Origin of the sequence: Pseudomonas sp. gcc21, from assembly GCF_012844345.1 — a bacterium.
In the GTDB taxonomy this organism is placed as follows: domain Bacteria; phylum Pseudomonadota; class Gammaproteobacteria; order Pseudomonadales; family Pseudomonadaceae; genus Halopseudomonas.
This window is the reverse complement of record NZ_CP051625.1, coordinates 3,115,170-3,139,284: the sequence shown is the minus strand read 5'-3', so window position 1 is coordinate 3,139,284 and position 24,115 is coordinate 3,115,170. Positions and strand designations below refer to the sequence as shown.

The 24,115-nt window shown below is 56.2% G+C and carries 15 protein-coding genes and 4 pseudogenes; 12 read left to right on the top strand and 7 right to left on the bottom strand.

What is annotated here, in order from left to right:
* Positions 1-13 precede the first annotated feature (13 nt).
* The 9 genes and pseudogenes from HG264_RS18725 to HG264_RS14340 form a co-directional block, all read left to right on the top strand.
* Positions 14-313 (top strand): annotated as a pseudogene (locus HG264_RS18725) (LysR family transcriptional regulator); the annotation flags it as partial.
* Positions 314-316: 3 nt separating this feature from the next.
* The gene (locus tag HG264_RS14375) at positions 317-955 is read left to right on the top strand and encodes a LysR family substrate-binding domain-containing protein (RefSeq protein ID WP_258236883.1); all 639 of its coding nucleotides are present in this window, start codon (positions 317-319) and stop codon (positions 953-955) included.
* A gap of 149 nt (positions 956-1,104) precedes the next feature.
* Positions 1,105-2,379 (top strand): annotated as a pseudogene (gene traG, locus HG264_RS14370) (IncP-type conjugal transfer protein TraG); the annotation flags it as partial.
* Positions 2,380-2,561: 182 nt separating this feature from the next.
* Positions 2,562-2,648: pseudogene (locus tag HG264_RS14365) on the top strand (transposase); the annotation flags it as partial.
* Positions 2,649-2,808: 160 nt separating this feature from the next.
* Positions 2,809-3,357 (top strand): hypothetical protein, encoded by a 549-nt coding sequence (locus HG264_RS14360; protein ID WP_169408289.1) that lies wholly within the window; start codon positions 2,809-2,811, stop codon positions 3,355-3,357.
* Positions 3,358-3,815: 458 nt separating this feature from the next.
* Positions 3,816-4,970: a hypothetical protein gene (locus HG264_RS14355; RefSeq protein WP_169408288.1), complete on the top strand. Its 1,155-nt coding sequence runs from the start codon at positions 3,816-3,818 to the stop codon at positions 4,968-4,970.
* Positions 4,971-4,978: 8 nt separating this feature from the next.
* Entirely contained in the window at positions 4,979-5,968 is a 990-nt protein-coding gene (locus HG264_RS14350; RefSeq protein ID WP_169408287.1) for a hypothetical protein, read from the top strand.
* 123 nt (positions 5,969-6,091) lie between these two features.
* Positions 6,092-6,712 carry a tyrosine-type recombinase/integrase gene (locus HG264_RS14345; RefSeq protein WP_169408286.1) on the top strand — a complete coding sequence of 207 codons (621 nt, stop codon included), beginning with the start codon at positions 6,092-6,094 and terminating at the stop codon, positions 6,710-6,712.
* 158 nt (positions 6,713-6,870) lie between these two features.
* Positions 6,871-7,875: a PIN domain-containing protein gene (locus HG264_RS14340; protein ID WP_169408285.1), complete on the top strand. Its 1,005-nt coding sequence runs from the start codon at positions 6,871-6,873 to the stop codon at positions 7,873-7,875.
* Positions 7,876-8,140: 265 nt separating this feature from the next.
* Here HG264_RS14340 and HG264_RS14335 read toward each other — a convergent pair whose 3' ends face one another.
* From HG264_RS14335 to tmexC, 7 genes and pseudogenes are all read right to left on the bottom strand, one after another.
* The gene (locus tag HG264_RS14335) at positions 8,141-9,220 is read right to left on the bottom strand and encodes a DNA cytosine methyltransferase (protein WP_169408284.1); all 1,080 of its coding nucleotides are present in this window, start codon (positions 9,218-9,220) and stop codon (positions 8,141-8,143) included.
* Positions 9,220-9,930, bottom strand: a complete 711-nt coding sequence (locus tag HG264_RS14330; protein WP_169408283.1) for an MAE_28990/MAE_18760 family HEPN-like nuclease — start codon at positions 9,928-9,930, stop codon at positions 9,220-9,222. The genes HG264_RS14335 and HG264_RS14330 overlap by 1 nt, the downstream gene beginning before the upstream one ends.
* On the bottom strand, positions 9,930-11,027 hold the full coding sequence (locus HG264_RS14325) for a DUF262 domain-containing protein (protein ID WP_169408282.1): 1,098 nt from the start codon (positions 11,025-11,027) through the stop codon (positions 9,930-9,932). The genes HG264_RS14330 and HG264_RS14325 overlap by 1 nt, the downstream gene beginning before the upstream one ends.
* 443 nt (positions 11,028-11,470) lie before the next feature.
* Positions 11,471-12,436: pseudogene (locus tag HG264_RS14320) on the bottom strand (DUF4113 domain-containing protein); the annotation flags it as partial.
* 429 nt (positions 12,437-12,865) lie between these two features.
* The gene (locus HG264_RS14315; RefSeq protein WP_003152694.1) at positions 12,866-14,299 is read right to left on the bottom strand and encodes a multidrug efflux transporter outer membrane subunit TOprJ1; all 1,434 of its coding nucleotides are present in this window, start codon (positions 14,297-14,299) and stop codon (positions 12,866-12,868) included.
* Positions 14,300-14,303: 4 nt separating this feature from the next.
* Positions 14,304-17,438 (bottom strand): multidrug efflux RND transporter permease subunit TMexD3, encoded by a 3,135-nt coding sequence (locus HG264_RS14310; protein WP_034065037.1) that lies wholly within the window; start codon positions 17,436-17,438, stop codon positions 14,304-14,306.
* A 15-nt stretch (positions 17,439-17,453) separates the two neighbouring features.
* Positions 17,454-18,617, bottom strand: a complete 1,164-nt coding sequence (tmexC, locus tag HG264_RS14305) for a multidrug efflux RND transporter periplasmic adaptor subunit TMexC (RefSeq protein WP_065285147.1) — start codon at positions 18,615-18,617, stop codon at positions 17,454-17,456.
* Positions 18,618-18,796: 179 nt separating this feature from the next.
* Here tmexC and HG264_RS14300 point away from each other — a divergent pair, with 179 nt between their 5' ends.
* The 3 genes from HG264_RS14300 (at position 18,797) to HG264_RS14290 (ending at position 24,091) form a co-directional block, all read left to right on the top strand.
* The gene (locus HG264_RS14300; protein WP_088813950.1) at positions 18,797-19,354 is read left to right on the top strand and encodes a TetR/AcrR family transcriptional regulator; all 558 of its coding nucleotides are present in this window, start codon (positions 18,797-18,799) and stop codon (positions 19,352-19,354) included.
* Between the two features lie 126 nt (positions 19,355-19,480).
* Positions 19,481-20,851, top strand: coding sequence for an IS1182-like element ISCfr1 family transposase (locus HG264_RS14295; protein ID WP_065285146.1), 1,371 nt, complete (start codon positions 19,481-19,483; stop codon positions 20,849-20,851).
* A gap of 549 nt (positions 20,852-21,400) precedes the next feature.
* Positions 21,401-24,091, top strand: a complete 2,691-nt coding sequence (locus HG264_RS14290; RefSeq protein WP_058131653.1) for an AAA family ATPase — start codon at positions 21,401-21,403, stop codon at positions 24,089-24,091.
* Positions 24,092-24,115: the final 24 nt, after the last annotated feature.

The following is a 24,115-nucleotide window of genomic DNA, read 5'->3' as shown; positions in this document are numbered from 1 at the left end:
ACGGCTGGCACCCATGCGGCGCACCCGCCATCGCAGCCTCGTGAATGGCGGTATCCTGTCCGGCAGGATACCGCTCATTTCCCTTGTTCAGTTCGTTGCCGTCGCTGAGCATCTGAACTTTCGGCACGCGGCCAACGCGCTCGGCGTCAGTCAGTCGAGCGTCAGCGCGCGCGTTAAGGCGCTGGAAGAAAATCTTGGTGTCCTGCTGTTCGAGCGCCATGCGCGAGGCGTCCGGCTGACGGATGCAGGCAGACACTTCATGGAGCGGGTCGTGGCAGGCGTCGATCAACTCGATCACGCCGTCAAGACCGCCGGCATGACAGCGCAAGGCGAATGCGGCCGGCTACGCATCGGTGTCTATGCCCTGATTCCGGGCAGCTTCCTTGCAGAGCTGATTGGTCAGTATCGAAAGGACCATCCCAATCTCGACATCGAAATCACGGAGGGCACAGCACGCGATACTCTCACGCAGCTTCGAGCCGACCGGCTGGATATTGCGTTCGTTGCCGGCACGTCCAAACCGCCCGACTGTCATTCCCGGCGAATATGGACCGAACCCCTTTTAGCCGCTGTGTCGGCGCGGCACGCTCTTGTTGGACGCTCGGCCGCCACATGGGCTGATCTGGCAGCGGACACGTTCATCGTCAGACATGGTGGCACCGGCCCACAAGTGCATGACCATATCGTTTTACGCCTTGCCGGAACCTGGCCCGCGCCTTCGATCCTTAGATTTGATGTTGGGCGCGGCACCTTGCTGTCGATGGTGGGACAGGATTTCGGTATCACTGTCATAGGTGCGGCTTCGTCCCTCTTGCCAACATCCGGGGTGGTCTTCCTGCCGATCACCGACGAACCCGAGCCGGTCGCTTTCTCGGCGGTCTGGTCGCCTCACAATCGCAGTGTTGCGCTCCGAAATTTGCTTGGACTCGCCGACAAGATGAGCCGATCTAATTGATTCATTTGGATGTGCTCGAAATTGCGAGCACCCATCCTATTTGCCGCCGATAGTATCCGGCAGCCCTCCTGCATCATCTTTGCTATTGCCTCCCGCGCAAACGCTTATTCTCTAATCGGCTCAATCTCTCTTGCCAACTGGAGCCTGCATTGCGCGGAGGCCGAATCCTTTGGGGTCAGATCGCTGTCGTTTTCACCATCGTTCTGGTGATGACGTGGGCGGCGACGCAATGGATAGCATTCCGCCTCGGCTTCCAGCCGCAGCTTGGCAATCCGTGGTTCGAGCTGGTGGGCCTGCCGGTCTATTATCCACCGGCCTTCTTCTGGTGGTGGTTTTCGTTCGACGCCTATGCGCCCGCGATCTTCGTCGAGGGCGGCATCATCGCCGTATCGGGCGGCTTCCTCGCCATCGCTGCCGCCATCTTCATGTCGATCATCCGCGCGCGCGAAGCCCGGAACGTCGCCACCTACGGTTCGGCGCGATGGGCCGAGGACAGAGAAATCCGCGCGGCCGGATTGCTCGGCCCCGATGGCGTCCTGCTCGGCCGATACGACCGGGACTATCTGCGCCATGATGGTCCCGAGCATGTTCTATGCTTCGCCCCGACGCGCAGCGGCAAAGGCGTCGGGCTGGTGGTGCCGACGCTGCTGACATGGCCGGCATCCGCCATCGTTCACGACATAAAAGGCGAGAACTGGACGCTGACAGCGGGCTTCCGCGCGAAGCATGGCCGCGTGCTGCTGTTCGATCCGACCAACGCCAGATCGTCGGCCTACAACCCGCTGCTGGAGGTGCGGCAGGGCGAATGGGAAGTCCGCGACGTGCAGAATATCGCGGATATTCTGGTCGATCCCGAAGGCAGTCTCGACAAGCGCAATCATTGGGAAAAGACCAGCCATAGCTTGCTGGTCGGCGCGATCCTGCATGTTCTCTACGCGGAGAAGGATAAGACCTTGGCGGGCGTCGCCAACTTCCTGTCCGATCCCCGCCGCCCGGTCGAGGCGACCTTGCGCGCCATGATGGACACGCCGCATCTCGGCGAGGCGGGCCTTCATCCCGTCATCGCGTCGTCCGCCCGCGAACTGTTGAACAAATCCGAGAACGAGCGGTCGGGCGTGCTCTCCACCGCCATGTCGTTTCTCGGCCTCTACCGCGATCCCGTGGTGGCGCGGGTGACGGCGCATTGCGACTGGCGCATTGCCGATCTGGTCGGCAGCCGCCAGCCCGTCACGCTCTATCTGGTCGTGCCGCCATCCGACATTAACCGCACAAAGCCGCTAATCCGCCTGATCCTCAACCAGATTGGGAGGCGGTTGACCGAGGAATTGACCACCTCCGGCAAGCGCCATCGCCTGCTGTTGATGCTCGACGAGTTTCCGGCATTGGGCAGGTTGGATTTTTTCGAGTCCGCCTTGGCCTTCATGGGGTTCTAGGGATTTTCCGTCCAAATGCGACATTCAGACTGCTAAGTGATTGATTTATTGTGACTGGCTATGTGAAGCGCCAAAAAAGTAATACCCCTCTGGAGGCCGCGGACGGCGTGGCCTCCAGAGCACTTTGTCGTTTTTGGACGGAAAATCCCTAGAACCCCCACTTAGGGGGATTCATGAGCCAAGTACGATACACAGAAGAATTCAAAATCGAAGCCGTCAAACAGGTGGTAGACCGAGGTCACCGTGTTGCTGACGTGGCAAGCCTTAACTGCGGCTATTAACCCTCACGGAATACAATTCTTCACCCGTATGGGGTACAACACTTCGATGCCGGCAAGACGGTATTTTTATAAAACCCGACAAATCCAGACAAAATTGCAAGACTGATCGGCATTTCCGGCAGTCTAAAAGGAGGTAGATGTGCTCACCAAAGATCAGAAAAACTCGGCAGGCTTCATTCTTGGTATAGCCCTTTCTGCAGGGCTTCGGCTGGCAATAGTGCCTGTCTTAGGATTTTTATTAGCCTTCCCAGCATTCTTTTTTCTGTGGATGGCATCCAGCTTTACCTTTGCAACTTCCGCTGCGTACTACGCTGGATGCACACTTGTCGCTTTGGCTTTAATTGGGGCAGTGCTGTACGAATCTACACAACCTGATGGTATGACCATGCAACGTGCAGCTCTACTAGCTCCAGTTTTTCTAGCGGCGGCAGTCATCCTGGGCTTCCTAACAGTCCACAAGGGGAATTCAGCGGTGTACGCCAAGAATGCTAAGGAAGCTGCTAAGAAAGCCGCTACCGCCGAACGATTGGCAAACCGAACTCCAGAAGAAAAATTTTGGGGTAGGTGCTACAGTGAGGGGCGCACGGCTGTGTGGACAGATCGCCCAGTATCTGAAGCCTGCCAAGGTACTAGCGCTGCTAGGGAGGGAGCCGCATCGGAGATTAGGAAAAGCCTCTATATGCGATAATAGAGGTAGGTCTTCGCTGCCTAAGATCAAGGTGTTGCGGGTTCCATGGTTGCCCGGCTTGGTGCAGCCTGAACCGCCGGCACCCGAGGTCAACACTACTGCCTTGGCTGACCGCTATCGGCCAGAAGCGGCCTGTCAGATATGGGTAGTTCGGGTTATGGCAGCACTTGGGGCTAATCAAGTACCCGAAGGCCAAAGGAAACTGGCAGTTCCTGGATGGGCTAGTGCCATTGAAAAATGCAAAAAGGTTACGGATGTCGGAGAATAAATTATGATTCTCTTTGACAAACAGCCTACGCTCGACCTAGCTCTATAATTTGTGAGAGCTGGCATTAGCATTGACTATATTGCAGCCACTGTGGTATGCCCTTACGCTGCGCGTTCAATGAGCATAGAAACCGCCTACGTTTCCTATATTTAGGATTTAGGCGAGAAACAAACATGATTGCGGGTAAAAAATGAGAAAAATCACGTATGTACTACAGGATAAAAAGGTAAACTCCCTAAATATTCAGTTTGTTATTGATATTGGGAGCTACGCCGAGCTAGCTGGGAACATAATAAACAACAACCCATACCAGCGGAATAGAGTGAGTAAAAGCGGCAGTATTTACAACCTCCTAAAAGAAGACATTCTCAAGGAGTGTATTATCCCTCCGATTGTTCTGGCCTCCACCTCTGCGCTAAGATCTAACAGTACAGAGGAAGAGCTTCTAGATGAAGTTCTAGCCGATTTCGGAAACCTCAAGATTTTAGATGGTTTGCAACGGTCTCTCTCCATTATTGATGTATACAACAATAACAGGGAATACTTCGACGGACTAACTGAAAAATACATGATCAGAGTCGAGGCTTACCTTTCCATCAGTGATACTGGAATATTATATAGAATGCTGACCCTGAATACTGGTCAGACTCCAATGACATTACGTCATCAGCTAGAAATATTGTTCTCTAAGTATGCAGAAGAAGGAATAGATGGCGTAACTATTCTTCGCGAAGTCGATGAAGCAGCCGTTAAAACAATTCACGCTTATAGATTTTCAGACTTAATTGAAGGTTACACCTCGTTTTTAGAGAAAAATGAACTCCCGATTGATAGATTCGACATACTCCAAACTGTAAGAACAATAAAATTTATTTCTGATGAGAGCTCGGAGAAGATAGAGTTCACAGACTTTGTAAACTCCTACCGTGCGTTATCCCTAGCATTTGATTCTCAATATGCTAACTGGCGCTATCCGGACGCTGTGGATGAGGATTTACGCTTGAATGCCAACCCGTTTGGGCGGGAAGTTTATAAAATATTCAACAAAAGTCAGCCACTAACGGGTTTTGGCGCGGCAATAGCGGAGTTGATGCATTCACAGGTAATCGCAGGCCTGAACGAAGTAGGCGATATAATTCCAGACTTGACTTTTGGTGAAAATGACTTGCTTCAGTTAAATAAGTATTTGGATGACATTCGAGAAAAATCGAAAAAAATTGGTAACGGCCAGAGAATATATTTTAAGTTATTTTTTAAATATCTGTTAGACCGAGACGGCAGCACATTCCTACATGTTCCTGATTCACTAGAGAAAGCAAGAAATCGTGCTATTGCAGAGGTTTGACAATAAGTATGGGTGACTTAATTGAATTGACAGATGAAAATGTGCCGTCAGCCTATCTTGAAGACCCCATGCCTGAAGTCCAGACAGAATATGGAGTTAGACTTTACACTAAATCCGCTCCAGACGAGAAAGAAATTGCGCAAATCTTCATGCCAGGCGACCCTAAAGAGGTCCGCATTGGATGGCTGATACCCCTGCTTTCTATAATATCCTCAGAGCATGACGAGTACGAAAATAAATTTTTCAGGAAACATGCATACGAGGCATTGAAAACCCTAAAAGGCAGGAATCTCCCCGAAAATTTATATTTATTAATTTACAGCAGACGCTTATTAGATAGCGTAAGAGTTAGTTGCGATGGTGAGCTGGCTCTGGCCTTTCTGTTGTATGGAGTTTATCCTTTCTACGAACACGGCTCTCTCTCAAGCGTAGACTTTAAAGCTCCGATCACCCCAAAAATTGTTATCCATAAATGCTTTAATGGCGATCGCGCGATGGGCTTCTTCAAGTTGTTGATAAGAGAGGTTCTGCCTGCAGAGAAAAATGGCTATGCTAGATTTATGTTTTTTTATCAGATATACGAAATCACGATGGAATTGGTTTTTTATAAAAAAGTTAATGAGCTTAAAATAAAGCGTAGCCATCTCGGGATTATACGAAAAAGAATTGATGAGTATTCATCTGAAAGCAAGCTTATAGGGCTTCTGTATTCTGAAATGAAGCGAGAGGAGTTTGACGCCAGATTGGCGGCAGAGGCTAGATTGATATTTGAAGACATCAAAGAGAATGAGTACTACACTTCCACTTCGAAGTCCAAAATGATTTATGATATCAGAAATACCCTTGTTCATAGTTATTATAGATTTAAGTTTAAAGATAGCCTTTCTTATTTGACCTCCTATCTTGAGGATGAAGCTTTTCATCTGCTGCGGTATCTGTACTCAGCCGAAGGGCTTAAAACCGAAATTGAACGTACCTACTTTGGGGATATTGCCTGAGTTGACGAGTCGCCTAAAAAATTGAAGCCACCTTACAGGTTCTGCGGAACGTCCGCTTTTGGCCGGCTAGCGACCGTTTCCATCACCGTTCATCCTTGCCTTTCATCACGTGGAGGACAAGCCATGAAAGCCACTGAAACCTATAGCCATCAACCTTGGAACAAGGGCAAGCTGGTCGGGCAGAAAGCCCCGCTGCGACTCAGAGACATTTGGTCCATCCGGGTAAGGCTTCAAATAGCGGATAGACCTCGAGATCTTGCGTTATTCGAGTTAGCCATCGACAGCAAGCTGCGGGCCTGCGATTTAACCAAGCTTCGTGTGCGGGACATCGCACATGGAGACCTTGTGTCGTCTCGGGCCATTGTGATGCAGCAGAAAACCCAGCACCCGGTACAATTTGAAATCACTGAACAAACCAGGGTGGCGCTGGCGGAATGGATACAGCAGGCAAACCTACGCAGCGAGGATTTCTTATTTCCTAGCCGGTTGCATAGCTCAGATCATCTTTCCACCAGACAGTACGCGCGGATCGTCAAAGTTTGGGTGGCTGCCATTGGGCTTGATCCGGCCCTGTATGGCACTCACACGATGCGTCGCACCAAAGCTTCTCTGATCTACCGCAGAACGAGGAACCTAAGGGCGATCCAGCTTCTTCTCGGCCACAGCAAGCTTGAAAGCACCGTCAGATACCTGGGAACTGAGGTCGATGACGCTTTGGAAATGGCGGAGCAGACGGAGGTCTGACCTTGAATAGCGACGGCTGAAGCTAACCCGTCGCTATTCGGCCAATTGCTGCCGCATCAATGGGCGCCTGTCCGAGTCACACAATTTGATTGGGGCAGACCATACTGGGTCTCTGGCCGAGGCCAAGTATAGAGATCTGAATCCTCAAAGGAGCTTCAATGCATCTGGTAATGCTCGATACATGCGTATGGCTTGATATTTCATCCCAGAAGTCAGAGCTGCCAATGCTCACGGCGATAGAGCATCTAGTTGAGGATGGCGTTATCAAGATCCTGCTGCCCGACTTGGTACGGACCGAGTACGAGCAAAATAAAGACAGGGTGATCGAGGCCACACGCAAACGCCTCGCGAACGAGTTCAGAGTGGTTAAAGGTGTCATTGAGTCGTTTGGCGGCGACGGAAAGGACGTAACGCTTGAGACGTTGGAGGACGTGAATCACCGTCTGCCAATACTTTCAGAAGCCACCGAGGGCACGGTTAAGCGTGTCCTGAGGTTATTCGACACAGCTTTGGTTGTAGCAATAACTGATAAGGCAAAAATTAAAGCAGCTGAGCGCGCAATCGCGAAGAAGGCTCCGTTCCACAAGCAAAAAAACAGTGTTGCCGACGCGGTACTTATTGAGGCGTTCCAAGAGTATCGGCTAGAACACGCAGATGAGTACAACTCCTTTCGGTTCGTCACCCATAATGTCAATGATTTTTCAGCCAAAGACCACCGCTTACCTCACGAAGATTTTGCAGAAATCTTTGATGACCAAACCCATTTCTACAATGCCACAAGCCAGGCCGTAGAGGATCTGCTCGATCTCGAAGAGCTCCACTATGAGTACGACTGGGCTTGGGAGGATCAGACGCGCGGCTTGCAAGAGATCTTGGGGGCAATGGATGAGCTGGTCGATAAAGTTTGGTACAACAGGCATATGAACCGCGCTCACCACATTGAGCAAGGAACTATCAAGCTCATCCCGGAGGGAGCTGAGCGTAATTCCAATGGTGAGATTCACCAACACATCTGGAAAGGTGCGTTGGCCGCTGCTGAGAGGGTGAGAAATCAGTACGAGGACACCGGCCCTTGGGACGATTTTGAGTGGGGCATGCTCAACGGCAAGCTATCCGCGCTCCGCTGGGTACTAGGAGATGAATGGGACATGCTCGATACCTGAAGCAATAGAGGCCCCCTCTGGATCGACATCAAGACAGCTCTGTAAATGACCAATCAGCTTGTCTGTAACACTCTGGATAGCTCCCTCTTCACCATCCTATAAAGGGTTGACTGCTACCGGTCGTGACAGGCCGGTGTCGGCCAATAGCGGACAGTTATTCAGGGGGGGCTGCCCATAATTGACGCTTGACGGCGTCTAGAGAAGCCAGGGCGATTCACAGCTTGACGACTGGGAGGTGGTGCCAAATTTCAGACCTACCCTAAGTCTACATCCCATCCGTATCATTGGCACTGCGATATTCTGCTACATGTTGTTTAATGAATCTGCCGATGACTGTTCCAAGCGTTACGGGTACAGCATTTCCAATCAGCCTACCAACCTTAGAGAAACTCACAATTTCATCTTCTGGAAGGAAGGAGTAATCCTGGGGAAACCCTTGAAGCATCGCCGCCTCACGAAGGCTTATTGCTCGATCCTGTTCTGGGTGACCAAACCGTCCATTTCCATACCCGAAGCACTGCGTCGTTATTGTCGGTGCTGGAGAGTCCCATTCCATACGCCCATATACCGAGGGGTAAGTTGCACCGGAAACTTTAGTGTGGCATGACAAAAGAAGGTGCTCCGGCCAATCTCTCCAAGTGCCACCGGCAACAGAGGAACGGATACGCTCCATATTAATGCTACTTAGCCTACTAGCTTTATGCAACCGATCATCTGGATCTACTCCCCCCGCATTTATTCTAGGTAGTTCCCCAATGATTGAACGAACAGTTTTTCGGGGCAGATCGAAATTAGGAATCTCAATCGGCCCAAGTTTAGATGCAATTAGAACCAAGCGCTTTCTGGTCTGTGGAAGCCCAATCAAAGTACACTCAATTAATCTCCAGTCGACCCAATACCCTTCAAGCGCTTCTAAAAATGTTTTGAATACTTCCTGCTGCGCGAATGGAGGTACATTTTCCATTGTTACTATATCAGGCTGGACCTTTCTTATAATGTTTCCGAAGTGCTCAGCAAGCCGCCAATCTTCACTTCGGCCATCGCCAGCACTCTCGCCGTGCTTTCGCTTCGCAGCACGAGAATATGTAGAAAATGGTTGGCAAGGAGCACATCCAGCAAGAAGTTTAAAATCTCCTCCCCTCAAAGCTTCTTTAACCACAGCAGCGTCTAACTCAGCAACGTCGGCTTGTAAGAACTTAGCCTTAGAGTTGGCTTCTATGGCATGAGCGCAATGCGGGTCAATATCTATCCCAAGCGTTACCGAAATACCAGCCGCCTCAAGACCATAAGTAAGGCCTCCGGCCCCACAAAAAAGATCGACGGCAACAATTTTATCTTCTTGCATCAAACCGCAGCCACAAAATGCTTTTTATCCACAAAACCCTGAAATGCATCCACCGCAAGCCCTATATATTCAATAGTTATATCAGCTAAATCTTGGATATCCTGAAGAGTAAGATCCCTGGTTCCATCCTCAAATGAACGTCGTCCATGAGCAATGGCATTTCTTCTATCCGCCAAAAATCCCAATGGAGTCTTGTCGCCATACTTAGAATTTTTTGCCATCTTTCGTGCTATCTCCGGCTCCAACCTGAACTCAACTTTTAGTCGCTGCGAAAACGTATAAATCACTTTATCCGACCAAGTACCGGACGGCTTCTTAAAGACCAAATCTTGGATAGGCTCCCTCGTTAACAGTTTCAAAGCGGCCTTGTGAACAACATCCAAACGGGTATCTTCATTTCCGTCAGAGCCAGTTGCCGCATAAAATCGCAACCACTCCTTCAATGTTGCAGTCGTCCACTCGGAAGGAGGTGTGACCTGCACCGCTTTTCCAACCTCCTGAATTGTACGTGTCATCACTGACTCGACAATGTTATAGAGATGGACTATCAAGCCTGATTTTACAGTCGACAAATGACGAGCAGTTAGAGCAGTCTCACCGATTGAGGTAGGACCTCCAACAAATAGCTGGCGATCCAGAGCGTGAGCAAGGGACATATGCACTGAAAACTCTTCTTTCCTCTCAGCAAGAGCTGCATGCAGAGTAGTCATTATTCGGCCAGCATGCGGACAACAATGTCTATCCGCCCCTCTAGTTTCGAACGTACATTTGCCCCATCTGATACAACCACCTTATCAAAATTGGCTTCACGCATCCGCTCCGATATAATTTTAGAGTCGACTTTCAAATCAGGATTGGCCCTCAATGCAAGAGCTGACCCTACAGATAGAGCCTCAAATCTGACGCGAGGCACAGTGTTGGCTTTTGTGTTTTTTCTAAAGCCAAGTTCGAAAGTATTTTTAACGAACTCTAACATTTTCCAAAACTCGTCACTCATAGACTGAATTAAATCGGGCCTATCTTTCGCATCTAAATTTGCGTCTTTCAAATAATCGTATATGAATTTTTTTGGACGATCGCGATACCCTGGAAAGCGGCCCTCTGGGGTGTCATTTCGATTGAGATAAACGAAGAAGCGGGTGACAAGCTCTTCGCGCTCACGCGCGTTAACAGCTTTAGCAGTAAGCGGAGTCATCTCTATGAATCTTGGGTCTTCAGCCAACTTGGCGATCAAATTCGTTACATCACCAGGCAGTGAGCCCCTGCGAATTTCCGCCTCATTTGCGGTTGTGCCCATGCGATTGATTCGAGCAAACATTTCCGCCCGAGTTGAAGAATCTGTATCATTATCCAAGATGATCGTACGAATTGTAATGTCTTCTAACTTGTTAATTCTATCAGCATGAAGATCAGCGGCTGAGAAGCCATTTAGTTCAGGAACTAACACTAGGTCTCGCAACCTCAGACCTTCTTTTAGAAAGGACCTCATTGCCCTCATTCGTTGCGACCCGTCAACAATCTCCATTCTTCCGTCATCTGTTTGATAGAAAAACATAAACGGGATAGGCAAACCAATTATCAGCGACTCAATAAACTGTGATTTTTGTTCATCACTCCATGACAGATTACGTTGATATGAGGGTACAAAATATCGATCACCCGTATCACTTTTGAATCGTTCGACATACATCGAGACCGGATATTCAGCAACATTAAATTTAACCTGGCGAGCTACAACCGAAATAGCGGCCTCCGCCTCTCGCTTCGCCTCTGCACTCAGCTCAACGCTTCTGCTTTTCTTGACCATTTAGATTGCATTCCCCAGATTGAACAACATTCAATATGACCTTATTTCCAAATACATCTCTTTCTAGAGCCTAGAGTGTATTCAAAATGCTGCTATGGTATCACGCCTGAGTTCCATTACGGGCGTTCCAAGCCGACGGGGGGCAGGTAATCAACATAATTCTGACTAGAAATGAGTTTCTCTAGGGGATGATGAGGGGACAAGTTTTTGACGGTTGCTATGCCCACACCATCGGCCTGCAATCTCCCCCGCCTACGCGGCTTTGTCAACGGTAAGCAGGTTGAGCCATCCACGCACCAGTCGATGGGGTGTAGGCGGCGACCCATCTGCACTACGCCTCGGCCACTATGCTGGAATTGCCGGAGCAACAGCGGAAAAAGGGACGCATTTATTTATAGAGCTGACCGTCCGCTTTTGGCCGATAGCGGCCTTATCGCACATAGTTAGCGACAAGGCACCTTCCACAGCCCCCGCCAGTCCGTCGTATAACGCGGGCTTAAAAACTCTCGACGCATTCCCCACTCTGGCTCCAACGGTACTCGCGCCGGGCGCAGCGTCCCCCTACCCCACCGGCCGTTAATCTCATCCAGAACACTCATAACGCGGCCGGCCGCTTCAGGCTGTTCCGGTGCAAACAAATCACCGCTGAACTCTCCACGCCGCCGCAGATCCATCAGCAGAACCTCGGCCTTGGCGTAGGCATAACCGGTGCGATAGATCGCATCCAGCGCCTCAGTGGCGGCCCTGATGATTAATCGAGTGTCATCGGTAGGAAAAGGAAGCTCGCAGATTACGCCTTTAGCGAATTTGGCTTCGTTCGGATTGAACATTCCTGTGCGAATACTCACCCGTACTTTCTTGCACAGCGAGCCTTGCGCCCTTAACTTCTCGCATGCTCTGGCAACATAGGTGGCCACCGCCTCGCGGATTGGGGCTTTGTCATGCAGGCGATCACCGAATGCCCGGCTGCTGCATATCTCCTGCTTGGGCGCTGAGTCGACCTCCAGTTCCAGACACGGCACGCCGCGCAGCTCCCGGGCGGTTTTCTCGATCACCACGCTGTGCTTCTTGCGCAGCGTCCAGGCATCTGCCTGCGCCAGATCCCATGCGGTGCTGATACCCATCAGCCCGAGATGTTCTTTCATGCGCCGACCAACGCCCCACACTTCATCAACGGGCATGCGCTTGAGCAGCCAGTCGCGTTTGTGATCACTGTCCAGATATACAACGCCGCCCGTCTGAGCTTGCCACTTCTTTGCGGCAGCATTCGCCAGCTTGGCAAGTGTTTTGGTCGGCCCAATACCGATTCCTGTGGGAATGCCTGCCTGTTTCAGCACCTGCGCCCTGATCTGCCGAGCCAGTTGTTCCGGTGCGCTGATGCCGGTCAGATCGGCAAACGCTTCATCGAGATAAAGGAAAGAAGAACAGCCATGGACATGACTTCAGCTCAGACATTCCGCTACTCAATCTCTGATGTCGGATGTCCATAGAAAGAACCTCTTTTCCAGGAAATTGGGGCTTGAAGTCCATACCTGCGCAATTGCACCCATTTGACCAGTCAATTGCATTGGTACTGACCACCGCGTGCATCCGACTTGGCCAGTGGGCAGCAGAGACGCAACAGGCAGAAACCGGCCAGAAGCAGTCAGTCAATCATGCGTTACAGTGATTTTTTGCAGCTCTTTATAGAGCCGTTAGCTGCTGCCACCAATAATCCATAGGCCTGCCAGTCGTCAGACAGTCTTATTCTCGATCAGACGATTGCCCCGTCGATGACCAGTAGCTCACCGGTGATGGAGCCAGAGTCCGGTCTTCGGATGCAGGACTCCTGGCTTTGCTCACTCAGCGCCGATCCCGGCCATCGGTTCAGTTTGGCCCCAGCCACCGCCCAGAGACCTGAACAGGTCAACCAGCGCAATCTGCCGTTCCGTGCTGATTTGAATTAGTGTGGTCTGGTTGCTAAAGGTGCTGCGCTGGGCGTCAAGATAACGCAGGTAGTCGTCCACGCCGCCCTCGTAACGCGCCTTAGCCAGGGCCATCGCAGCCTCGCTGGAACCGGCCAGAGCCTGGCGGGCAGCCTCCTCGCGGCGCAGGGTGTCGGTGGCGGCCAGGGCATCGGCCACTTCGCGGAAGGCGGTCTGGATGGTGCCTTCGTAGTCGGCCACCGCCGCGTCCTGGCGCACTTCGGCGAGGTCCAGGTTGGCGCGGTTGCGGCCACCGGCGAAGATCGGCAGCGACAGCGTCGGGGCAAAGCTCCAGGCCCGCGAGCCGCCATCGAACAATCCGGACAACTCGGCACTGGAGCTGCCCACCGAACCGGTCAGGCTGATCCGGGGAAAGAACGCGGCGCGAGCTGCACCGATATCGGCATTGCGCGCCTTGAGGCGGTGCTCGCTGGCGAGAATGTCCGGGCGCCGTTCGATCAGTTCCGAGCTGGTGCCGGGGGCGATGTCCTGCAGCACCATCAGGTCGTCGCGGGGCGTCGCGGGCAGCAGGCGAGCGGCATCTGGCGTGCCGAGCAACAGGACCAGGGCGTTGTCCGCCTGGCGTAACTGGCGTTCGGTGCTCTCGCGCTCGGCCCTAGCCTGTTCGGCAAGGCCGACCGCTTCCTGGTAATCCAGGGCGGTGGCGGCCCCCGCTGCACGGCGCTGGCTGACCAGCTCCAGCGAGGCCATGCGGCTGTCCAGGGTTTGTTCGACCAGGGCCATGCGGCGTAGCGCACCATCGCGGGTCAGGTAGGCCTGGATGACCTCGGCAACCAGGCTGATCTGCGTGGCACGGGTCGCCTCCTCGGTCGCCAGGTAGGTCTCCAGCGCGGCCTCGGAGAGGTTGCGCACGCGGCCGAACAGGTCGACTTCGTACTCCGCGAGGCCGAGGCCGACCTGATAGTTGCTGGTCACTTCCGAGCGCCCGGTCTGCGACAGATCGGCAGGCAGGCGCTGGCGGTTGCCGCTGGCATTGGCGTTGATCGAAGGCAGGCGATCAGCACGCTGGATGCGGTACTGGGCACGCGCAGCTTCGATATCCAGCAGCGCCTGGCGCAGGCTGCGGTTGTTGCTCAGCGCCGTATCCACCGCGCGGCGCAAGTCGGCATCGACGATGAAGGTCTGCCAGTCCAGCGCCTGGGCACGGGCGCCCTCCGCGTCGGCGGCTTGCCAGTGCGACGCGACCGGTGCCTGCGGGCGCTCGTAGGTCGGGGCCAGCGAACACCCCGCCAGGGCGGCGATGGCCAGGGGCAGCAGAGCGCGACGGAGCATGAAGTGAGAGGTCATCGCATTACTCCGCTTTATGCAGGGGATGGTTGTCGGTTTGCTGAGGTTTGGTGCGCAGCAGCGACAGCACCCAGACGAAGAAGATCGGCACGAAGATCACCCCGAGCATGGTCGCGCTGAGCATCCCGCCCAGCACCCCGGTGCCCAGTGCGCGCTGGCTCGCAGCGCCGGCGCCAGTGGCGATGGCCAGCGGCACCACGCCGAGCATGAACGCCATGGAGGTCATGATGATCGGGCGGAAACGCAGGCGCGCGGCTTCGACAGCGGCATCGCGCAGCGAGTAGCCGTCTTCCCACAGGTCCTTGGCGAACTCGACGATGAGAATGGCGTTCTTCGCCGCCAGGCCGATCACGGTGATCAGGCCGACCTTGAAGTACACGTCGTTGGGCAGGCCGATGGCAGTCACCGCCAGTACCGCGCCGAGTGCGCCGACCGGCACGATCAGCATCACCGTCAGCGGGATCGCCCAGCTCTCGTAGAGCGCCACCAGCAGCAGGAACACCACGGTGATGGCCAGCGCGAACAGCATCGTCGCCTGGCCGCTGGCGACCCGCTCCTGATACGAAAGCCCGGTCCACTCGTAGCCGATACCTTCGGGCAGCTCGGCAGCGATGCGCTCCAGTTCGAGCATCGCCTCGCCAGTGCTCACGCCGGGCGCGGCGTCACCGGCAATGCGGATCGACGGGTAACCGTTGTAACGCGCGACCTGCACCGGGCCTTCCTCCCAGCTCGTGGTGACGAAAGCACTCAGCGGTACCAGGCTGCCGCTGTCGTTGGGCACATGCAGGCGCAGGACGCTTTCCGGCGTCATGCGCTCGGCCTGTTCGGCCTGTACCACCACGCGCTGCTGGCGGCCGGCGTTGGCGAAGTCGTTGATCACCGACGAGCCGAACGCAGTGGACAGCGCGCTGCTGATCGCTTCGAAGCTGACACCCAGCGTGCGGGCCTGCTCACGGTCGATCACCAGGCGCAGCTGCGGCGCCTCGGCCAGACCTTCCATCATGGCGTAGAGGAACTTCGGATTGCCGTTGACCTTGCCCAGCACTTCATCGCGCGCTGCCAACAGGGCATCGCGGCCGAGACCGGCGCGGTCCTGCAGGCGCAGGGCGAAGCCACCGGAGTTACCAAGGCCTTCAATCGGCGGTGGTGGTACCGACATGATTGCGCCGTCATCGAGGTTGGCGAAGTGCTCGTTGACCGCAACCGACTCGGCTTCCGGCGACTGCGAAGAATCACGCTCAGACCAGTCCTTGAGCAGCGGGAAGGCAATGGCCGCGTTCTCGCCCATGCCGGAGAAGCTGAAGCCAAGCACCAGGAAGGTCGTCTGCACGGCCTCGCGGGCCATCAGAAATGACTCCAGCTCTCCACCAGCGGCCGAGGTACGCTCACGGGTGGCGCCGGGCGGCAGCTGGATGTCGACGATCATGTAACCCTGGTCTTCCACCGGCACGAAGGATTCCGGCAGGCGCATGTAGAGAAAGCCCATCAGCACCACCACGCCCAGGTAGATGAACATCACCCTCCCGGCTCGCGGCACCAGCTTGTCGTTGAGCTTCGTGTAGCGGCTGGTCAGGCTGGTGAACTTGCGGTTGAACCAGCCGAAGAAGCCAGTCTTCTCGTGATGGCCTACAGGAATCGGCTTGAGCAGCGTGGCGCACAGCGCCGGGGTGAAGGTCAGCGCGAGAAAGCCCGAGAACAGAATCGACACCGCCAGCGACAGCGAGAACTGCTGGTAGATCACCCCCACCGAACCCGCCATGAAGGCCAGCGGCAGGAACACCGCCGACAGAACCAGGGTGATACCGATGATCGCCCCGGACACCTGCCCCATCGCCTTGATGGTCGCCGGCACCGGCGCCAGGCCTTCCTCGGCCATGATCCGCTCGACGTTCTCCACCACCACGATGGCGTCGTCCACCAAGATGCCGATGGCCAGCACCATGCCGAACATGGTCATCATGTTCACCGAGAAGCCCAGCAGGTACATGAAGGTCAGGGTACCAAGCAGACACACCGGCACGACGATGGACGGGATCAGGGTGTAGCGCACGTTCTGCAGGAACAGGAACATCACCAGGAACACCAGCACCATGGCCTCGATGAGGGTCATGATGACCTTGTCGATGGCCACGTCGACGAAGCGCGAGGTGTCGTACGGCACGGAGAACTCGACGTTGTCCGGGAAGTTGGCCGACAGCTCGGTCAGACGCTGCTTGACCGCCTCGGCGGTCTGGATCGCGTTGGCACCGGGCGACAGCTGCACGGCGGCGGCAACGGCGGGCTTGCCGTCCTGGCGCGAGCCGAAGTTGTAGTCCTGGCTGCCGACCTCGATGCGTGCCACGTCGCCCAGGGTCAGGCGCGAGCCGTCCTGGTTGGCACGCAGCACGATGGCGGCGAATTCCTGCGGGTTGTCCAGGGTGCCCTTGACCGCCAGGGTCGCCGTCAGCTCCTGCTCGCTGGAACCCGGCGTGCTGCCGAAGGCACCGGCCGGCACCTGCACGTTCTGCGCGCGGATGGCGTTGTTCACGTCATCAATGGACAGGCCGTAGCCAACCAGCTTCTGCGGATCGATCCACACGCGCATGGCCGCCTCGGAGGCGAAGAACTGCAGTTTGCCGACACCGGGTACCCGGCGGATTTCGTTGTTGATACTGCGCGCCGCGTAGTCGGCCAGCGCCGTGACATCGGAGTCCTTGTCGCCATCGGTGTAGCTCAGCGCATAGATCAGCAGGAAGCCGGCGGTGGCCTGCTCGGTCTGGATGCCGAGGGTCAGCACGGCCTGCGGCATGCGCGCCTCGGCCTTCTTCAGACGGTTCTGCACGTCGACCTGGGCCAGTTCGGGGTCGGTCCCCGGCTGGAAGGTGACGGTGATCTCGGCTATGCCGTTGGCGTTGCTGGTGGACTCGAAGTACAGCAGGTTCTTGGCGCCGTTGAGTTCTTCCTCGATGACGCTGGTCACCGAGTCGGTCAGCACCTGCGCCGAGGCGCCGGGATAGGTGGCGGTCACGGTAATCTGCGGCGGCGCCACGTTGGGGTACTGTGCCACCGGCAGGAACGGAATGACCAGCAGGCCACCTAGCGAGATGAACAGGGCGACTACCCAGGCAAAATTGGGGCGTCGGATGAAAAACAGGGGCATGAATGGTTCTCCGGCTTACTGGGCCTGGGACTGTGGAGCTTTTTCGGCGGCGCCTTGCTCGCGTGGGATGACCTTGGCGCCCGGACGGATAGCCGCCAGCGAGCTGGTGATCACCTTGTCGCCGGCCTGCAGGCCCTCGCTGATCTGCCAGCGCGAGCCTTGCATGGCGCCAGTAGTGACCTGGCGCACCTCGACGGTATCGCCCTCGCCCAGCAGCATCACGCTGGCCTGGCCGTCAGCCGAACGCTGCACGGCACGTTGCGGCACCAGGATGGCGTTCTGGTTGAGCCCCTGCGGCGTGCGCACACGCACGTACATACCCGGCAGCAACACGCCCTCGGGGTTGTCGAACTGCCCTCGCAGGGCGATTTGCCCGGTGCTGCGATCCACCGAGATATCAGTGAACAGCAGCGTGCCCTTGCTCTCGATATCGGTACCATCGACGCGCAGCGACAACGGCTGGTCGCTAGCGCCGGTAACCTTGCCCTCGGCGATGGCCGCGCGCAGGCGCAGGGCGTCGGCAGCCGGCTGGGTGAAGTCGGCGTACACCGGATCAAGTTGCTGGATACGCGCTAGCAGAGTCGCCTCACCCTGGCCTACCAGCGCCCCTTCGGTGACCTGGGCTCGGCCGATGCGTCCGGCAATGGGTGCGCGAACCTCGGCATAGCCCAGGTCCAGGCGGGCGGTTTCGACATTGGCCTGGGCCGATCGCTTGTCGGCCTGGGCACTCTGCAGAGCGGCCTTGGCGTTGTCGAAATCCTGCTGGCTGACGGCGTTGATCTTCACCAGCGGCTCGTATCGGCGAACCATCGCCTGGGCCTGGAACAACTGCGCCTCGGCGCGGGCCAGTTCACCCTGCGCCCGCGACAGGGCCGCTTTGAACGGCGCAGGGTCGATCTGGAACAGCACGTCGCCGGCCTTCACGTCGGCCCCTTCCTCAAAGGTGCGCTTGAGCACGATCCCCGCCACCCGCGCGCGCACCTCGGCGACACGCACCGGCTCGATGCGTCCTGGTAGCTCGGCAACCACGGTGAAGGGCTCGGTCTGCACGCTGAGCACATCGACTTCACGCGCCGGCGCCTCCTCCCCTTGCTCTTCGGGCTTGTCGCAGCCAACCAGGGTCACGGCGACCAAACAGGAGATCACGGAAAAAGTGATCCACTCGCGAAATTTGTTCATATCTCACCCAAGCACGAAGCCAGTACGTAGTCGAAGCCGCGCATGATGCACACCAAAATCAAATGAGTCAATATTGACTCATTTGATTTTGATGTGAACAAAGCTAGTATCCTCTTTGAGAAAAATGAGTGTTCTAGGCAAAATACCCGCATCTGCCTGCGATAGATAAAGAGTGACCGATGGATTTAACTGCTGCCGATGAGCAATTGCTGAAGGCCCTGGCGATCGCCATCGTTGACCACCCGCGAGCCACGTTCAAAGAAATAGCCCAGGCAGCGGGAGTCAGCAAGGCGACGCTAAACAGGTTTTGCGGCACCCGCGACAACCTGATCGAGATGCTTCTGGATCATGGTTCGGTGGTTATTTATCGGGTCATTGCCGATGCCGATCTTGAGTCGGCGCCCTTGGACGCATTGCATCGCCTGATCGAAGGCCATTTGACTCACAGGGAGTTGTTGGTTTTCCTCTCATTTCAGTGGCGCCCGGACACGTTTGATTTAGATGCAGGCGGCTGCCGATGGCTGCCTTACTCAGAAACGCTGGACGAGTTCTTTCTACGCGGGCAAAAACTGGGCGTATTCCGTATCGATATCGGTGCCCCGGCGCTTACCGAAATCTTCTCCTCCTTGATCTTCGGCCTGGTAGACGCCGAGCGCCGCGGCCGTATCGCACGCGCAGGTATGGCGGCGTTGATCGAGCAATTCTTCCTGAACGGGGCTTGCAACTACCAAACTTAACGGAAAGCAACGCTCAGTTTTTTTCGGGTTGGCGGTGTCCGTTTTTGGCCGATTCTGTTGAAAAAGTAGCGGCCTCTCCATACCGTTGGCAAAATTGCTCTGTCAGCGAGCGTGGGGGCGAACAGCATGATGGGGCAGTTACCGGGAGGACAGCAGCGCCTGTTCTACTCGTTCAACCTAGAAGATCACGTCCCGGCTCAACACCTCCTGCGCAGCATCGACCAGTGCCTGGATCTTAGTGATCTGCGCGCCTACCTGGCGGACTTCTATAGTCCCATCGGACGCCCCTCGATTGACCCGGAATTGATGGTGCGCATGCTGGTCGTCGGCTACTGCTATGGCATTCGTTCCGAGCGGCGATTGTGCGAAGAGGTGCACCTGAACCTGGCCTATCGCTGGTTCTGCCGGCTGGGTCTGGAAGACGAAGTCCCCAATCACTCGACCTTCTCGAAGAATCGCCATGGGCGTTTTCGTGACAGCGATCTGTTCCGCTGGTTGTTCAATGAGGTGCTGCGGCGTTGCATGGCAGCCGGCCTAGTCAAGGGCGAAGGTTTTGCCGTCGACGCTAGCATCATCAAGGCGGATGCCAGCCGGCAACGTGGGGTAGCGGGAGATGAGGTCGATTGGAACGATCCAAAGCTCAGCAGCCGCGCAGTGCGCGAGTACCTCGAAGCCCTTGATGAAGAGGCGCTGGCTGAGGCTCTTCCCAAGAAAATTTCGCTCACAGATCCTCAGTCCCGTTGGACAGCAGCGCCAGGTGGGCCGGCCTTTTTTGCCTACTCCACGAATTACCTGATCGACACTGAGCACGGTGTGATCATGGACGTGGAAGCTACCCCGGCGCACCGTACCGCCGAAGTCGATTCGACTAGGACGATGGTTGAGCGTGTCAAAGCTCAGTTCGATCTCACACCGGAACGCCTTATCGGCGATACCGCTTATGGCACCGCCCCGATGCTGGCCTGGATGGTCGAAGAAAAGGACATCGAGCCGCATGTGCCGGTGTGGGACAAGACTGAGCGCAAGGACGACAGCCTCTCCAGTAACGACTTCCACTGGAACCAGGAGGCCAATGAATACCGCTGCCCAGCCGGCAAACCACTACGCAGTGAGTGGCGCGCCTTCACCCAGAAAAGATCGCGGGTGACCAAGGCCCACACCATCATTTATCGCTCCAGCCAAACCGACTGCACTACCTGTCCGCTGAAAGCGAAATGCTGCCCCAACACGCCGAATCGGAAGATCGTCCGCAGTATCCATGAGGCTGCCCGCGATGTGGCCAGGCGCATCGCCAAGACACCGGAATACCTCGTCTCTCGCTGCGAACGAAAGAAGGTGGAGATGCTGTTCGCCCACCTCAAACGGATCATGAAACTCGATCGTTTACGACTGCGCGGCCTGACAGGTGCCACTGACGAATTCACTTTGGCGGCGGCGGTGCAGAACCTGCGACGCATGGCCAAGCTTTTGCCTCAAGGGCCACCGCTCACGGGATAGGTACGCCTGCTGAGAGCAGAAACCTTCAAATTAACCCTCAGGCCTGAGCAAGGACGCTCAGCGAAACGCCGAAAGGCAACCTGAAGTGGCTTGCAGTCACTTCGACAGCAGGCACACCTGATCGGCAGGCCGCCGCTAAACCTACTTTTTCAACAGAATCGGCCGTTCTCTGACGGTCGTGACAGTGACACGCCCTGGTCAAGTTGAACGCAATCCGTGGTCAACGCCAACCCAAATTGGTGGTCAAGAGGAGTGCAATTTCGCACATACCTGAGGACTGCTCACCACATCGCTTGCGTCGGTAGTAGCTTCCGCACTTTCCCCGTCTCTCACCGCTAAACAGCGCTTTCCGGTAGCGGACTTTAGAGCGGCTTGATACTGGCCAGCATGCAGAAATTCTGCCCGTGTAGCGTCACGACCGGACAAGCCACTAGGGTGGCGGTCAGGAAGGCAGGCAAACGGAACACGGCGAAGCACCTCGAAGGCGCTGGCCACTTGCCATCCAACTGGGCGCGGCCTTTAATCGGCGGATCTGGAAAGGAGACGGATATGCCATTGTTGGACGAGATTATTGGGTGGGCCGGCGGACTCAGACCCTGGCAGCAGGAAGCACTGCGCCGGATATTTGCCCGGGCCGAACTAACCCAAGATGACATCGAGACCATTCTGCGAATGGTTCGCGAGCAAGAACGGGAAGACGCAACCACGGGGGGAGCACGGCCATTCACGCTGGACGACGTACCAGGCGCCGGAAGTGGCGCAACCGTGCGGTTGGTGGGTGTCTCGGGGCTAGACCAGGTAAACGGCTTCCCGTCCGGTCGTGCCTTTGACCTCGCACCGGAGGGCATGACCATTTTCTTTGGTCATAACGGCGCCGGCAAATCCGGCTACGCCCGCGTCTTCAAGAATGCCTGCAACGCTCGGCATCGGGTGGAGGTCCTGCCCGACGCTTTTGGGGCGGCAACCCCAGCTAGACTGCCATCAGCAGATTTCGCCATTTTGGTGGATGGCACTCCGGAAACCGCACGTTGGGTCCAGAACGGGCCGGCCCATTTGCATTTGAGTTCGGTCTCGGTCTACGACGCGGCCTGTGCCAATGACTACATCGACGCGGAAGGGACCCCTGCATTTCAGCCCTACGGACTCACTCATCTGACGCGCCTGGTCCTACTTCAGCGTGATTTACAGGCACGGATTGGGACCGAACGCAATGCCTTGGCTCTGGATACCCGGCAATTCGAACCGCTGAAGGGTGACACCGAAGTCGGCCGCTACATCGCCAAATTAGGTGGGGACTCGGACCGCGCCGTGCTTGCTCGATTAGGGACGGTCGGTGACGATGAACTCCGGCGACTGGAGTTTCTGAAGCGGACATTACTGGAAAGCGATCCTGTGCCGCAGGCGCTGGCCTTGGAACGTTTGGCGACACGCTTGGACCAGGCGCAGCGTCGAGCCGAGGAAGTCCAGCGCTGGGTGAATGATCGTGCCATAGCACGGGCAAAGGAACTGATTACAACGGAAAAAACCGCGCATCTCGCCATGCAACTGGCGCAAGCGCGTCTTCAGGATCGAGACACACTGAACGCCATGGAGTTGCCGGTAACGTCCTCACCCACCGCCACGCTGCTGGAAGGCACAGGAGCTGAACTCTGGCAAACGATGTACCGAGCCGCTGAGGCTTTCTCTCAGCAGACGGCATACCCTGAACATCCCTTCCCGCACCTGGAACCGGACGCTTACTGCGTACTCTGCCAGCAACCTTATTCAACGGATGCCTCGGAGCGCATGCGGCGTTTCGCGGCATTTGTCGCCGACAGCGCCACGGCGGATGCGCAAGCCGCCACGCTTGCGCGCATGAACGCTCTAGGGAAGGTGCAGGCTGTCGATCTAAACGTTCTGGATGTGCCAACACGGGCTGACGTGGAGGAGCGACTGCCCGACCTACACGCTGCCATCACCGCAGCGGCATCGGTCTGGACCGCCCGGCATACTTGGGTTAGCCAAGCCCTGCAAACTGGAAACTGGTCCCCCGAGTCAGAACCGCTTCCTATCGAAGCAAACCTCGATAGTCTCTTCGCCGCCAAAGCTGCTTCGCTCCGAGTCGACGCCAATACCCTGCGGACCTCTGCCGATCCCGCTCTACGCTTGGCGCTGACCCAAGAACTGGCAGAGCTAGAAGCCCGACAACGCCTCGCCAACCAGCTTGGCGCGGTGGAGCGCTTTGTTCAGGACAGTCAGGTCCATGCCACATTGAGCCGCTGCCATGCCGCCCTCAACCCAGCGGCAGTGTCACGCAAACTGACGTCCCTGGCGGCGACGCATGTGACCGAGGCTCTGGCCGCTTCTATGAATGCTGAGTTGAAAGCCCTGGGCTATAAGCGACGGGTGCAACCCGACCTGAGCGGGCGCACAGAGCTGGGGGTGACCAAGGTCACGCTGCGCCTGCAGGAAATCACGGCGAAAGCCTCCAAGGTGCTGTCAGAGGGCGAGCAGCGCGCGTTGGGGATGGCTATGTTCCTCGCCGAGCTCGAATCCCTGCCACATACTTCGACCGTTATTTTCGACGATCCGTCTACGTCGCTGGATCACGTATATCGTCGGGCCATAGCTCGGCGTTTGGTAGCGCTGGCTGAGACCCGCCAAGTGCTGGTGTTCACCCATGATGCGGTGTTCCTGACCGAGCTCGCGATGGCGCTTCAGCGCGCTGATCGCTCGGCCAGCTACAAGACCATCGGTTGGGACGAGTCGCCGGGACTAGTGAGCGAGGGGCTGACGTGGACGACGATGGACACCAAGGCCCGCCTGGCCGATCTCGAAAGTCGTGCGAAAGCACTGAACGTTCCGGTCGGCAGCGACCCGGATGATGAGCTTGAGCGGCAAATCGCATCGGGATACTCAAGCCTCCGAGGCACTGTCGAGCGCGCCATACGCGAGGTTTTTTTGAACAATACCGTCCAGCCGTTCAGCGATGTGGTGAGCGTAGAAGCATTTGGTGCTGTCATTGGCCACCCCGCAGAGGAGTGGGAGCAGTTGCTGGCAGTGTATGCGCGGGCCTGCGAAGCTACCGAGGCCCACGACACCCCAGGCGAGCGCCAACTACCGCTTCCCGCGCGTGAGGAGTTGCTCGGCGATATCGCCCAGGTCCTGGAATTAATCAAAAACGCGACTAAACGCCGAACTGCCTACGAGAATCTACGCCGGGAGCGGACCGCGCAACGCAAGAAGCTCTTCGGCGGCTAGCCCGACGTTTCATGCCGGGCTGGT

Coding starts and splice junctions, on each gene's coding strand:
- HG264_RS14375 (WP_258236883.1), top strand. CDS start 317: ATGACAGCGCAAGGCGAATGCGGCCGGCTACGCATCGGTGTCTATGCC.
- HG264_RS14355 (WP_169408288.1), top strand. CDS start 3,816: ATGAGAAAAATCACGTATGTACTACAGGATAAAAAGGTAAACTCCCTA.
- HG264_RS14350 (WP_169408287.1), top strand. CDS start 4,979: ATGGGTGACTTAATTGAATTGACAGATGAAAATGTGCCGTCAGCCTAT.
- HG264_RS14345 (WP_169408286.1), top strand. CDS start 6,092: ATGAAAGCCACTGAAACCTATAGCCATCAACCTTGGAACAAGGGCAAG.
- HG264_RS14340 (WP_169408285.1), top strand. CDS start 6,871: ATGCATCTGGTAATGCTCGATACATGCGTATGGCTTGATATTTCATCC.
- HG264_RS14335 (WP_169408284.1), bottom strand. CDS start 9,220: ATGCAAGAAGATAAAATTGTTGCCGTCGATCTTTTTTGTGGGGCCGGA.
- HG264_RS14330 (WP_169408283.1), bottom strand. CDS start 9,930: ATGACTACTCTGCATGCAGCTCTTGCTGAGAGGAAAGAAGAGTTTTCA.
- HG264_RS14325 (WP_169408282.1), bottom strand. CDS start 11,027: ATGGTCAAGAAAAGCAGAAGCGTTGAGCTGAGTGCAGAGGCGAAGCGA.
- HG264_RS14315 (WP_003152694.1), bottom strand. CDS start 14,299: ATGACCTCTCACTTCATGCTCCGTCGCGCTCTGCTGCCCCTGGCCATC.
- HG264_RS14310 (WP_034065037.1), bottom strand. CDS start 17,438: ATGCCCCTGTTTTTCATCCGACGCCCCAATTTTGCCTGGGTAGTCGCC.
- tmexC (WP_065285147.1), bottom strand. CDS start 18,617: ATGAACAAATTTCGCGAGTGGATCACTTTTTCCGTGATCTCCTGTTTG.
- HG264_RS14300 (WP_088813950.1), top strand. CDS start 18,797: ATGGATTTAACTGCTGCCGATGAGCAATTGCTGAAGGCCCTGGCGATC.
- HG264_RS14295 (WP_065285146.1), top strand. CDS start 19,481: ATGATGGGGCAGTTACCGGGAGGACAGCAGCGCCTGTTCTACTCGTTC.
- HG264_RS14290 (WP_058131653.1), top strand. CDS start 21,401: ATGCCATTGTTGGACGAGATTATTGGGTGGGCCGGCGGACTCAGACCC.